The organism is Caulobacter sp. FV2ye17ST (genome assembly GCF_058680955.1).
Genome location: NZ_CM178727.1, coordinates 3382632 through 3395458 on the forward strand (window position 1 = coordinate 3382632; position 12827 = coordinate 3395458).

General features: G+C 68.1%; 13 protein-coding genes. 5 read left to right on the forward strand and 8 right to left on the reverse strand.

What is annotated here, in order from left to right; all coding sequences use genetic code 11:
• The first annotated feature begins 231 nt into the window (after nt 1-231).
• The 5 genes from ACW17V_RS16115 to ACW17V_RS16135 all read left to right on the forward strand — a co-directional run bounded on the left by ACW17V_RS16115 (nt 232) and on the right by ACW17V_RS16135 (nt 4334).
• The gene (locus tag ACW17V_RS16115) at nt 232-1620 is read left to right on the forward strand and encodes an L-serine ammonia-lyase (RefSeq protein ID WP_492106071.1); all 1389 of its coding nucleotides are present in this window, start codon (nt 232-234) and stop codon (nt 1618-1620) included.
• Between the two features lie 70 nt (nt 1621-1690).
• Nucleotides 1691-1999, forward strand: a complete 309-nt coding sequence (locus tag ACW17V_RS16120; RefSeq protein ID WP_492106072.1) for a hypothetical protein — start codon at nt 1691-1693, stop codon at nt 1997-1999.
• Between the two features lie 35 nt (nt 2000-2034).
• Nucleotides 2035-3036 (forward strand): hydroxyacid dehydrogenase, encoded by a 1002-nt coding sequence (locus ACW17V_RS16125; RefSeq protein WP_492106073.1) that lies wholly within the window; start codon nt 2035-2037, stop codon nt 3034-3036.
• A gap of 62 nt (nt 3037-3098) precedes the next feature.
• Nucleotides 3099-3854 (forward strand): DUF72 domain-containing protein, encoded by a 756-nt coding sequence (locus tag ACW17V_RS16130; protein WP_492106074.1) that lies wholly within the window; start codon nt 3099-3101, stop codon nt 3852-3854.
• A 180-nt stretch (nt 3855-4034) separates the two neighbouring features.
• Nucleotides 4035-4334: a hypothetical protein gene (locus tag ACW17V_RS16135; protein WP_492106075.1), complete on the forward strand. Its 300-nt coding sequence runs from the start codon at nt 4035-4037 to the stop codon at nt 4332-4334.
• A gap of 16 nt (nt 4335-4350) precedes the next feature.
• Here ACW17V_RS16135 and ACW17V_RS16140 read toward each other — a convergent pair whose 3' ends face one another.
• From ACW17V_RS16140 to ACW17V_RS16175, 8 genes are all read right to left on the reverse strand, one after another.
• A complete protein-coding gene (locus ACW17V_RS16140) occupies nt 4351-4800 on the reverse strand; it encodes an RpiB/LacA/LacB family sugar-phosphate isomerase (protein WP_492106076.1) in 450 nt (149 codons plus the stop codon).
• A gap of 51 nt (nt 4801-4851) precedes the next feature.
• Nucleotides 4852-6792 carry a penicillin-binding protein 2 gene (mrdA, locus tag ACW17V_RS16145; protein ID WP_492106077.1) on the reverse strand — a complete coding sequence of 647 codons (1941 nt, stop codon included), beginning with the start codon at nt 6790-6792 and terminating at the stop codon, nt 4852-4854.
• 238 nt (nt 6793-7030) lie between these two features.
• A complete protein-coding gene (yihA, locus tag ACW17V_RS16150) occupies nt 7031-7699 on the reverse strand; it encodes a ribosome biogenesis GTP-binding protein YihA/YsxC (protein WP_492106078.1) in 669 nt (222 codons plus the stop codon).
• Entirely contained in the window at nt 7699-9561 is a 1863-nt protein-coding gene (gene yidC, locus ACW17V_RS16155) for a membrane protein insertase YidC (protein ID WP_492106079.1), read from the reverse strand. The genes yihA and yidC overlap by 1 nt, the downstream gene beginning before the upstream one ends.
• Before the next feature lie 7 nt (nt 9562-9568).
• Nucleotides 9569-10045, reverse strand: coding sequence for a ribonuclease P protein component (gene rnpA / locus ACW17V_RS16160; protein ID WP_419318354.1), 477 nt, complete (start codon nt 10043-10045; stop codon nt 9569-9571).
• Nucleotides 10046-10158: 113 nt separating this feature from the next.
• The gene (gene rpmH, locus ACW17V_RS16165; protein WP_012284717.1) at nt 10159-10293 is read right to left on the reverse strand and encodes a 50S ribosomal protein L34; all 135 of its coding nucleotides are present in this window, start codon (nt 10291-10293) and stop codon (nt 10159-10161) included.
• Between the two features lie 214 nt (nt 10294-10507).
• Entirely contained in the window at nt 10508-11491 is a 984-nt protein-coding gene (locus tag ACW17V_RS16170) for an NADPH:quinone oxidoreductase family protein (RefSeq protein ID WP_492106080.1), read from the reverse strand.
• 267 nt (nt 11492-11758) lie between these two features.
• Complete coding sequence (locus tag ACW17V_RS16175; RefSeq protein ID WP_492106081.1) at nt 11759-12808, reverse strand: alpha/beta hydrolase; 1050 nt, start codon at nt 12806-12808, stop codon at nt 11759-11761.
• Between the last annotated feature and the right edge of the window lie 19 nt (nt 12809-12827).

Genomic DNA, 12827 nt, shown 5'->3' on the forward strand with positions numbered 1-12827 from the left:
GGCGGCCAGCTTTCTGCGGTCGCCCCACCAACTTCCGCTCTCCCCGGCGACACGCCAGTGCGGCGAAGCCAATGCCGGGGCCCAGATCGAACCCACGAGCGCCTTTGAGCCTATCCGGATAGCAGGCGCGACAACCCAAATCGCTCAGGCTGAATCTGGGCCCCGGCCTTCGCCGGGGAAAGCGGGTTTTGGAGGTCGGGGCGATCCTGAAAAAGTCTTCAAGCCATCACCATGACAGCCTCGGTCTTCGACCTCTTCAAGCTCGGCGTCGGTCCGTCCAGCAGCCACACCATGGGCCCGATGACAGCCGCCGGGCTGTTCGTCGGTCGCCTGCGCGACAGCGGCGAGCTCTCCGGCGTGGCCCGGGTCGAGACCCGCCTCTACGCCTCTCTGGCCCTGACCGGACGCGGCCACGCCACCGACCGGGCGGTGATGCTGGGCCTGATGGGCTTCGTCCCGGCCGACCTGGATCCCGACGCCGGCGAGGCGGCCCTGGCCGAGACCCGCGCGACCCAGTGGCTGACCCTGGGCGGCGAGACCGGGATCGCCTTCGATGAGGCCCGCGACATCGTCTGGCTGGGCCATGAGCGCCTGCCCCAGCATCCCAACGGCCTGACCTTCGTCGCCTATGACAAGGCCGGCGCCGTGCTGGCCGAGCGGACCTATTTCTCGATCGGCGGCGGCTTCGTGCGCGACGAGGCCCAGATGGGCCGCAACGCGCCGCCTGAGGAAGACCTGCCCGTCCCTCACCCGTTCGAGAGCGGCGCCGACCTGCTGCAACGCGCCGCCGACGCAGGCCTGTCGATCGCCGGCGTCATGGGCGCCAACGAGCTGGCGCGGATGTCGCTGGACGACATGAACGCCGGCATCGACCGCATCTTCAACGCGATGGAAGCCTGTATCGACCGGGGCATGCGCCAGGACGGCGTCCTGCCCGGCGGCCTTTCCGTCAAGCGCCGGGCCCGCCAGATCCACCAGACCATCCAGGGCCGCATGGAGCGCCAGATCAGCGATCCGCTGGCGGCCATGGACTTCGTCAATCTGTGGGCCATGGCGGTCAATGAGGAGAACGCCGCCGGCGGCCGCGTCGTCACCGCCCCCACCAATGGCGCGGCGGGGCTGGTGCCGGCCGTGCTGCGGTTCTTCGTGCGCTTTTACAACGGCACGCCCGAGCAGATCCGCGTCTTCCTGCTGACCGCCGCCGCCATCGGCGCGCTCTACAAGCGCAACGCCTCGATCAGCGGCGCCGAGGTGGGCTGCCAGGGCGAGGTGGGCGTCGCCTGCTCGATGGCCGCCGCCGGCCTGTGCGCGGCTCTGGGCGGCAGCAACGCCCAGATCGAGAACGCCGCCGAGATCGGCATGGAGCACAATCTGGGCCTGACCTGCGATCCGATCGGCGGGCTGGTTCAGATCCCCTGCATCGAGCGCAACGCCATGGGCGCCATCAAGGCCATCGACGCCGCCCGCCTGGCCCTGCTGGGCGACGGCCAGCACAGCGTCTCCCTCGACAAGGTGATCGCCACCATGAAGCGCACTGGCGAGGACATGAACGAGATCTACAAGGAGACGTCCATGGGCGGGCTGGCGGTGGGGCTGTCGGTCAATCGGGTGGAGTGCTGAAGCGAGCGTCATGTGAACCGGCTGGGGTCGCCGGGCGTTAAGCTAAGCCATTACCCTTGGATTATCCCCCATGCGTCTCGTCGCCTGCACCCTCGCCCTGCTCACCCTGTCGGCCGCCCCCGCCCTCGCCCTCGCCTCCAGCGACGCCGCCTGGAAGGACCTACGCGACCGCTCCGACCGCGCCTGCGTCAAGGCCGCAGGCGAGCTGCGCAACACCAGGATCACCGCCTATGCCGACACCTTTCAGGCCGTGACCGTCTCGACCGTCGAGGGCGTCTACCGGCCCAAGCACATGAAGGGCGCGCGCGGCAAGGCGACCTGCGTGTTCAACAAGCGGACGAGTCAGGTTGAGGTTCAGGAATTGCAGCCGCGCCGCTAAACCTGCCGCCCAACCTCCAGGAAGGCAGGCCGCCCGTGAACATCGTCATCTTCGAAGCCGAGGACTGGGAACGGGCGGCGTGCCGGCAACTGGCGCTCGATCACGCCGTGACCTTCGTCGACGCGCCCGCCATCGCTGACGCGCGTTTCGAGCAGGCCGAGGCCGTCTCCACCTTCATCGATTCCCGCCTCGACGCCGCGACCCTGGCCGGCTTTCCCAAGCTGCGCCTGATCGCCACCCGCTCGACGGGCTATGACCATGTGGACCTCGACTATTGCCGCGCGCAGGGGATCACGGTCTGCAACGTTCCCGACTATGGCGACCCCACCGTGGGCGAACACGCCTTCGCCCTGCTGCTGGCCCTGGCCCGCAAGCTGCCCCAGGCCGTCGAGCGCACCCGGCGTGGCGACTTCTCGCAGGGCGGCCTGAGGGGCTTTGACCTGGGCGGCAAGACGCTGGGCGTGGTCGGCACGGGCCAGATCGGCCGCCGGGTGATCAGGATCGCCAGGGGCTTCGACATGGACGTCATCGCCTTCGACATGCGGCCCGATCCGGAGGCCGCCAGGGCCCTGGGCTTCGCCTATGTCGATTTCGACGCCCTGATCGCCGCCTGCGACGTGCTGACCCTGCACATTCCCGGCGGCCCGGCTACCGAGGGCCTGATCGGCGCCGCCCAGTTCGCGGCGATGAAGCCCTCGGCCGTGCTGGTCAACACCGCGCGCGGCGGGGTGGTCGACGCCGAGGCCCTGCTCAATGCGCTCCAGACCGGCCAGATCGCCGGCGCGGCGCTGGACGTGCTCAGCCAGGAGCCGTGGCTGCGCGACGAGGCCCAGATCTTCCGCTCGGCGACCCCGCCGGCGCCCGAGGGCCTGCGCGCCCTGGTCGCCAGCCACGCCCTGCTGAAACTGCCCAATGTGATCGTCACCCCGCACGTGGCCTATGACACCCGGGAAGCGGTGGAGCGGATCATGGCCGTGACCCTGGGCAATATCGAAGCCTTCGCGGCCGGAACGCCCCGGCACGTGGTGGGCGGCTGACGCCTCTTGCCGACTCCCGCCGAGGTCTTCTAGGGTGGCGACGGAACAGGAAGGGAACAGACATGTCCGCAGGCGTCATCCGGGCCGGCATCGGCGGCTGGACCTTCGAGCCCTGGCGGGGCGTGTTCTATCCCGACACGGTCAAGCAGAAGGACGAGCTGAAATATGCCTCGTCCAACCTGACCAGCCTCGAGATCAACGGCACCTACTATTCCACCTTCAAGCCCAACAGCTGGATGAAGTGGCGCGATGAGACGCCCGACGACTTCGTGTTCGCGGTCAAGGCCAGCCGCTACTGCACCAATCGCCGGGTGCTGTCGGAGAACAACGACTCGCTGGAAAAATTCCTGACCCAGGGGCTGGAAGAACTGGGCGACAAGCTGGGCCCGATCAACTGGCAGTTCATGGCCACCAAGAAGTTCGATCCGGTCGACTTCGAGGGCTTCCTGAAGCTGCTGCCCAAAGAGATCGGCGGCCGCCGCGCGCGTCACGCGCTGGAAGTGCGCAGCCCCACCTTCCAGACCCAGGCCTTCTATGACCTGGCCGCCAAGTACGGCGCGGCCATCGTCTATGCCGTCGACGACGAGTCGCCCGACTGGCCCCGCATCGACGAGCCGACCGCCGACTTCACCTATGCCCGCCTGATGTGCAGCCGCGAGGACGAACCCACCGGCATGACATCGGAAGAACTGGACGGCGTGGTCACCCAGACGCGCAACTGGGCCAAACGCGGCGACGTGTTCGCCTATTTCATCTCCGGGGCCAAGGTGCGCAATCCGGCGGCGGCGATGGCGCTGATCGAGAAGCTGAAGGGCTGAACGCCTTCTCCCTTTGCGGGAGAAGGTGTCGGCGCAGACGACGGATGAGGGGTTGAAGACCCTGTCGGAAAGGCCCGCGAGACCCCTCACCCGACCCGCTTCGCGGGCCACCCTCTCCCGCAAGGGGAGAGGGAAAACATGGTTAGCCAAACCTTAACTGCCGGGCCCTAGGCTCTTCCCATGCGCCGCCTGCTGCCCCTGTTGCTTGTGTCTCTCGCCCTGGCCTCGCCGGCCGGCGCCGACCAAAAGCCCGCGCCGAAAAAGGCCGCGCCGCCCGCCGTGGCGATCGTTCCCCAGACCGCCCTGCAGCCCCTGATCCCGCTGGCGTCCAGCCGCCCGGGCGGCGACCCCGGCCAGTGCCGCGCGGCCTGCGCGCGGAGCTACTATTTCTGCAAGGCCGGCGACGACGACATCTGTCCCAGCCAGTGGGCCCAGTGCAACGCGCGCTGCAATGCGACCTACAGACGGCTGGGGTCGTAGAGGCGCTTTCCCACGCTCAAAGCCCGCCCAGGGCCGTCAGGGCATCGCGGCGCTCGGCGTATCGGCCGCCCAGGCAATCGGTGTCCAGAAAGGCCTGAAGGATCTTCAGCGCCTCGTCCTGTGGCGTGAAATTCGCGCCGAGCACCAGCACGTTGGCGTCGTTGTGCTCGCGGGTGGTTCTGGCCATCTCGACGCTGCCGCACAGCGCCGCGCGCAAGTGCTGATAGCGATTGGCGGTCATGGCCATCGCCTGGCCCGAACCGCAAATCAGGATGCCAAACCTGACCGACCCTGACTGGAACTCCGCCGCCAGCTTCCGGGCGTAGTCCAGGGCGTCGCAGCGGTCGGCGCCGTGCGCGCCGAGGTCGCAGGGCGCATAGCCGGTCTGCTCCAGCCAGCGGACGAGGTGCGCCTTCAGGGCGACCCCGTGATGGTCGGCGGCGATGAGGACAACGGCTTTGCTCATACAGCATCATAACCTGGCTGGCCGCGCGGGAGGGAAGCGGGCGTAAAACGGCTAGGTATCAGACTCGCCGTCAGTCGTGCCCGGCGGGTCCGGCAGGGGCGTGGGCCGCACGATCCGCGCCCGGATCTCGGGGTCCTTCAGCAGGGCCACCCGCATCACCTCCCGGGCGCGGGGCGCGGCGGCGCTGGAGCCGAACTGGCCGCCGTGTTCGATGATCACCGACAGGGCGTAGCGGGGATCATCGTAAGGCGCGAAGGCGATGAACAGGTTGTGGTCCTTGAGCTTCCAGGCGATGCCCTGGTTGCTGCGCGAGGCCCCGGCCGCATACTGGCGCACCTGGGCCGTGCCCGTCTTGCCGGCCATCTTGACGTCGCCCAGGCCCAGCTGGCTCTGAACGAAGGCTCCCCCGGTCGGATCATTGGCCACGGCCGCCATGCCCGCGCGCACGATCTCCAGATGCGCCTGGCTGAACGGCAGGTCCGGCACGGCGTCGCCGTGCGGCTGCTCGATCCCGCCCACGGACTTGAGCAAACGCGGATTGAGCGCCTTGCGCCCGTTGGCCAGCCGCGCGGTCATCACCGCCAGCTGCAGGGCGTTGACGTTGATATAGCCCTGGCCGATCCCGAACGGCACGCTGTCGCCCGGATGCCAGACCGGGTCGCGCTTGAAGGTTTTCTTCTTCCACTCGCGCGAGCCGACCAGCCCCTTCTTCTGACCCGGAATGCCGATGTCGAAGGTTCCGCCAAAGCCGAACGCCGTGGCGGCTGCAGCGATCGGGTCGGGCCCGATGCGCAGGGCCATCTGATAGAAATAGACGTCGCAGCTGTTCTTGATGGCGGCGTGCATGTCCTGCAGGCCGTGACCGCCCTTCTTGTGGCAGTGCCAGACCCGGCCGCCGAACGCCCAGCCGCCGGTGCACAGCACCCGGTCGGTCGGGTCCACGCCCGCCGTCAGGGCTGCCATGGCCACGGTGGGCTTGAAGGTCGAGCCGGGCGGATAGGTGCCGGTCATCACCTTGTCCAGCAGCGGCTTACGCTCGTACTCAGCCAGCGCCCGGTACTCGGGCGAGGACAGGCCCTTCACGAAGCGGTTGGCGTCGAAGCTGGGCGCCGACGCCATGGCCAGCAGGTCGCCATTGCGGCAGTCCATGACCACGATGGCCCCGCTCTCCTCGCCCATCACCTCCAGGGCGCGGTTCTGGATGTCGGCGTCCAGCGTCAGGCGGATATCGGCGCCGGCCCGGGCCGGGATGTCGCCCTCGGGATCCAGGCGCACCGTGCGCCCCTGGGCGTCGACCTCGGCCTTGGTCGCGCCGGCCTGGCCGCGCAGGGGACCGTCGAAGGCCTTTTCGACGCCCAGCTTGCCGATCCGGAAGCCCGGGTGATGCAGCAGCGCCTGATCCTGGTTGGGATCGGCCTTGGCCTTGGTCAGGTCGCGGTCGGAGACCTTGGCCACATAGCCGATGACGTGGGCGAAGGCCCCGCCGAAGGGATAGACGCGCACGTCGCCCATATCGGCGGTGACGCTGGGCAATTCGGGGGCGCGGATGCTGACGCGAGCAAACTCCTCCCAGGTCATGTCCTCCATGACGGCCACCGGCGTCTTGCGGGGCGCGCGGGCCAGGTCCTTCAGCAGGCGCGATCGGCGGGCGGCGTCGATGGGAACCACCTGGGCCAGATCGTCCAGCGTCGCCTCGGCGTTGAAGCCGACATCCTTGGTCACCATCAGGCGGAAATTGGGTCGGTTGGAGGCCAGGGACACGCCATTGCGGTCGTAGATGGCGCCGCGCGGCGGCGAGACCAGGCGGTAGTTGAACTGGTTGCCGGCGGAAAGCTTCTGGTAGCGCTGGGCCTCGACCAGCTGCAGCTGCACCAGCCGTCCAACCAAGGCCAGCAGACCGCCGCCGGCCAGGCCGCCCATCAGGAATGCGCGGCGGTTGAAGGCGCCCTGCCGCTCGTTGACCTCGGAAAAGAAGATCGACGGTTCGCTCATCGCGCCGCCTCGCCGAACGGCGCCGAGAAGCGGGCAGGCGGCGTCGCTCGACAGCGCGACGAGGTCGCGGCGGCCAGGAAAATCATGGGGTGGGACCGGCCGCAGGCTAGGGTTGATCTGAGACCCAGATGGAACCCTGGTTTGCCGCCGTCAATGGCCTGGCCGGGCGCGGCGACGGAATATTTCGCCAGGCGCCCGGCGCGGCCGGTGGCCGAGCGCGGGCGTTCGGTCCCGCGCCCTATTCGTCCAGGCAGACCCGGGCGATCTCGGCCCGCAGTTCCGGCATGCCCAGGCCCTTTTCCGACGAGGTGGCCAGCACGCGCGGGAAGGCCGCGGGGCGCTTGGCGATGGCCTTCACGGTCTCTGCGGTGACCTTCTCGACCTCGTGCGGCTTGATCTTGTCGGACTTGGTCAGGATGATCTGGTAGGAGACCGCCGCCGTATCCAGGGCGTCCAGGGCTTCCTGGTCGACCTTCTTGAGGCCGTGGCGGGCGTCGATCAGCAGATAGACGCGGCGCAGGGTGGCCCGGCCGCGCAGATAGGCCCGGCCCAGGTCCTGGAACTTGCTGACCGTGGTCTTCGAGGCGCGGGCGAAGCCATAGCCGGGCAAGTCGACCAGGCGCAGCTTCTCGGCCAGCAGGAAGAAGTTGATCTCCCGCGTGCGGCCCGGCTCGTTGGAGGCGCGGGCCAGGTACTTCTGCCCCACCAGCCCGTTGATCAGGCTGGACTTGCCGACATTGGAGCGGCCGGCGAAGCACACTTCCGGCGCGATCGGATGGGGCAGGCCGTCCATGTTGACCGCCCCCATCATGAAGGCCACCGGCTGGGCGAACAGCACGCGCGCCGCCTCGATCTCTTCCTCGGTGAAGACGGGACCGGGAGGCGGCGCGAAGTTGGGTTCGGTCATCAGGTCGCCACGGAGGGTTTGCGCTGGAAGCGGGCGATGATCTGGTCGATCGGGTTCTCGACCTTGTAGCGGCGCATGATGATGTACTGCTGGAAGATCGTCAGAACGTTGGACCAGCACCAGTAGATCACCAGACCCACCGAGAACTGCGACAGGGTGAAGGTGAAGATGATCGGGAAGAACTGGAAGATCTTCTGCTGGATCGGGTCGGCGGCCGGCGGGTTCATCGCCGTGGTCAGCCACATGGTGAAGCCGTACAGCAGCGGCCAGACGCCGATGTGCAGCGGGCCCGACAGGAAGGCGCCGATCAGCGGGGCGGTCGCCGGATCCCAGGGGATCAGGCCAAACAGGTTCATGAAGGTCGACGGGTCGCGGGCCGAAAGGTCCTGGATCCAGCCGAAGAACGGCGCGTGCCGCATCTCGATGGTCACCGTCAGCACCTTGTAGAGCGCGTAGAACACCGGGATCTGCACCAGCATGGGCAGGCAGCCCATCATCGGATTGATCTTCTCCTTGCCATACAGCGCCATCATTTCCTGCTGCTGCTTGGTCGGATCGTCCTTGAACTTGACCTTGAGCTTCTCGACCTCGGGGGCGATCTTCTTCATCTTGGCCATGGATTCATAGCTCTTGTCGGCCAGCGGATAGAGCACCAGCTTCAGAGCCACGGTCAGCAGCAGGATGGCGACGCCGAAGTTGCCGACCCACTTGTAGAACATCTCCATGATATTGAAGATCGGGCGGGTGAAGAACGAGAACATGCCCCAGTCGACAGCCCAGTCGAAGCGCGGCACGTCGGCCTTGCGGCTGTCCCAGAACTTCCACCAGGCCGGAGGCTGGCCGCCATATTCGTACTGACGCAGCAGCGGCACGGTCTTGGCGCCGGCGAACAGCCGGGTGCTCTGAACCAGGGTCTGGCCGGGGGCCAGGACCTTGGTCGGACCGACGAAGTTGACGTCATAGATGTCGACGGGGCCCGCCTGGGTGACGCGGTACTGGGCGGTGATGTCCTGGGCCTGATCCGGGATCAGGGCGGTCAGCCAGTACTTGTCGGTGATGCCGGCCCAGCCGCCCTTCGACGGGAAGGCCTCCAGCGGCTTGTCCTTCTTCCACTTGCCGTACTTGGACTGCTTGAGCTCGTGGTTCTTGCCGTCGGCGCCGCCGAACATGCCGATGGCGCCTTCGTGGACGATCTGGTTCTTGCCGAGGTCGGCCGGGATGCCCTGGCGCTGGACGGTGGCGTAGGGGGCCAGGGACAGGGTCTGGGCGCCCTGGTTGCGGACGCTGTCGGCGACGGTGAACATCGCATCGGCGTCGACCGAGATGGTGCGGGTGAAGACCAGGCCCAGGCCGTTGTCATAGGTCATGACGACCGGCGAGGTCGGGGTCAGGGTCTGGCCCGGCGCGGCGGTCCAGACGGTGCGGCTGTCGGGCAGGCCCGGCAGGTTGGCGCCGGCCCAGCCGAAATCAGCGAACCAGGCGTGCTCGGCGCCCTCGGGGCGGAACAGCTCGACCGGCGGCGAGGCCTTCTTGGTCGTCTGGGCGTACTTCTTCAGCCACAGGTCATCAATGCGGCCGCCCTTCAGCGAGATCGAACCCGACAGGGCCGGCGTATCGACGGCGACGCGCGGGCTCTGAGCCTTGGCGGCGTCGCGCGACAGCTTCAGCGGCGCGGGACGACCGTCGGGGCCAAGCACCACGCCAGGCTGGGTCGCGACCATCTTGGCTTCGGCCGCCTTCTTGGCCGCCAGCTGGGCCTCGGCCTGCTTCTGCTGCGGACCCAGGATGAAGAACTGGTACCCGATCAGGATCGCGAACGCGCTGACGATGAACATCAACGTGTTTTTGTTGTCGTTCTGCATGGATGACTTAACCGGAAACAGAGGGATCGGGCGCGCCTGGGTTAGCAGGTTGAGCGTCAGAAGACGGGTCTTTGGGAAGATCAGCGGATTGAGCCAGCCTGGCCCGAGCCTCCGCGCGATCATGTTCGGCCGCGAGGCTTATCAGCGCGGTTTTCACATCGTCAAGCAAACGCCCCCATTCGCGGGTGCGGGTGCCGCCGCGCGCGATGAATACATAGTCGTACATGGGACGGCCATGAAGGGGTAGCAACAGCCTTGCGGCCTCGCGCAGGCGGCGCTTGGCGCGATTGCGCTCGACCGAGCCGCCGACCTTCTTGGTGGCGGTGAAACCCACGCGGATCAGGGGATCGTCGTCCAGCCGGGCGCGCATCTGCATGAAGACGGCGCCGCGCGACAGGGCCGGGGCCTTGGCGGCCTTCAGGAAATCGGGGCGCTTTTTCAGGCGCTCGATCTTCACCGCATCCGCTGGCTGGATCGCGGTCATGAAAAAAGCCGCCCTTTCCGGCGAAAACCTGAGGTCAGGCTCTGGGAAAAGGCGGCTTTTATCATGGTCTGTGCTTCCCGCCGAAGCGGGAGAAAGAACGGGGTGAGCCGTTCTTAGGCCGTCAGGCGCTTACGGCCCTTGGCGCGGCGACGCGCAACGATCTTTTGGCCGTTCTTGGTGGCCATACGCGCGCGGTAGCCGTGACGGCGGGCTCGCACGAGCTTCGACGGCTGGAATGTCCGCTTCACGAGGTGGCTCCGATAATAATGGGACGCGAGAGCCGCAAGGCCTCCGCGAGTGAGGGGCGGTGGATAAGGGAACGGGCTGCGGCTGTCAACCTGAGTCGCCGTGAGAACTGTCATCCCGGCCGTAGCGTAGCGAAGAGCCGGGACCGCGGCATGCGCCTGCGTTTCCGGCGGTCCCGGCTCGGCGCGCTTCGCGCTTGGCCGGGATGACAGCTTTTTACAGATCCGGCCGGATGATCGCCTTGCCCACAACCCTGCGCTCCGCCAGCAGATCGAACGCCTCGCGCCAGCGGTCAAGCGGCAGTTCGGCATGGACATGCGGCGCGATCACGCCCTCGTTCGCCATGCGCCAGACCGCCTCGCCGTTCTCGCGGCCCTTCTCCGGGAACTGCCGGCCATATTCGCCGGCCCGCACGCCCATCACCGAGAAGCCCTTGATCAGCGGCATGTTGACCGAGACCGTCGGGATCCGCCCCGAGGTGAAGCCGATCACCAGCAGCCGGCCGTCAAAGGCGATGCAGCGCACGCTCTCGTCGAACACGTCGCCGCCCACCGGGTCATAGATGATGTCGGCCCCGCGCCCGCCGGTGATGGCTTTCACCTTCTCGCGAAAGCCGCCGGTGACGTTGACGACAGCGTCAGGCGCATAGAGCGCCTGGATGGCCGCCAGCTTGTCATCGGAGGCCGAGGCCGCGATCACCCTGGCCCCCAGCGCCTTCGCCAGGTCCACGGCCGCCAGCCCCACCCCGCCGGCCGCGCCGTGCACCAGCACCCAGTCGCCCGGCTCGATCCGCGCGCGGCGCACCAGGGCGACATAGGCGGTCAGATAGGCCGCGCCATAGGCGGCGGCCTGGGCGAACGACAGCCGCTCGGGCTTGGGTTTCAGCGCCTCGGCCGAGACCACCGCATATTCCGCGAAGGCCCCCAGCCGCGCGCCGCCGACCACCGCGTCACCCGCGGAAAAGCCAGAGACCCCCTGCCCCAGCGCAACGACCTCGCCGGCCAGGTCCAGGCCCAGGGTGAACGGGACCGGCGGCTTGAACTGGTATTCGCCCCGGGTCATCAGCAGGTCGGGGAAGTTGACGCTGGCGGCCTTGACCCGAACCAGCACCTCGCCGGGGCCGGGCGTCGGGATGGCGACCTCGCGGACCGCGCAGCCGGCGTAGTCGGGAGCCAGGCTCTCGACGACCAGCGCTCTCATGCCCCCTTCCCCCTTTGATGGGGGAAGGGTTGGGGATGGGGGTGACAGCGGTTCAGGATGGGGCTCGGCCGAGCAAAACCGTCCGGCGGGGTCACCCCCATCCCCGCCCTTCCCCCATCAAAGGGGGAAGGGAGAAGAACAATGCGACTCACGCGATTCAATCGAACGCCTCCCGCACTAGCCCCGCCCCGGCTTTCGCCGGGGAGAGCGGATGTTTTTGTGGGGTTTATCCAGAAAAAGTCCGGACTATCCGGTCTCCGCCCCGTCCTACTTATCGGGTCCCGCGACGAACGCCTCGCGCACCAGTCGCGCCACCTCGCGACAGGCCGCGTCGGCCGCCGGCACCGCGCCGGTGAAGGCCGTGAAGCCGTGGGCCAGGCTGTCATAGCAACGGTAGGTCACGGGCACGCCAGCGGCCTGCAGGCGCTTGGCATAGGCCTCGCCCTGGTCGACCAGCGGATCAAAGCCCGCGGTGATCACCACGGCCGGCGCCAAGCCCGACAGGTCGGCCGCCTTGTTGGGCGACAGGCGCGGATCGGCCGGATCGGCGTCGGGGCCCATATAGTGGCCCATGAACCAGTCCATGATCGGCCGGCTCAGCGGATAGGCGTCGGCATAGGTCGTCATCGAGGCCGTCTCGCTGGCCACGTCGACGGCGGGATAGATCAGCAGCTGCAGGGCCGGCTGAGCCTCGCCCGTGCGCTGCATCTCCTGGGCGACGATGGCGGCGAAGTTGCCGCCCATCGAGTCGCCGCCGATGGCCGCCGTCCCCGGCCGCGCCCCGAAACGGGCGGCGTTGTCGCGGCCCCAGCGATAGGCGGCCAGCACGTCGTCCAGACCCGCCGGAAAGCGGTGATCCGGCGCCAGGCGGTAGTCGACCGACAGCACGGCGGTCTTGGCGATGCGGGCCAGGATGCCGCAGAAGGCGTGGCAGGTCTCCAGGTCCCCGATCACCCCGCCGCCGAAATGGGCGAAGACGATCAGGGGCGCGTCGGCGTCCTGCTCGGCGGGGCGATAGGCGCGCAGCGGCAAGGGCCCGCCGGGCCCTTCTATCGACAGGCTTTCCGTGCGCACGCCCGGCTCCGGCGGCCCCGATACGGCGCCCAGGCCCTTGGCGCTGGCCTCGCGCGCCACGTCGGGCGGCAGGGTCGTCATCGACGGCATCTTCTGGGCCGCGTGGGCGAAGAACTGGAAGCGCGGGTCCAGGGTGCGGCCGCCGCGATAGACCACCCCGCCACCGGACATGGCCCGCAGGATCGGGCTGGGCAGGGACAGGATGGTTTTCAGAATGAACTTCTGGACGGCGACGTCAGCCATGCGGGCTCCGGGTGAAGGA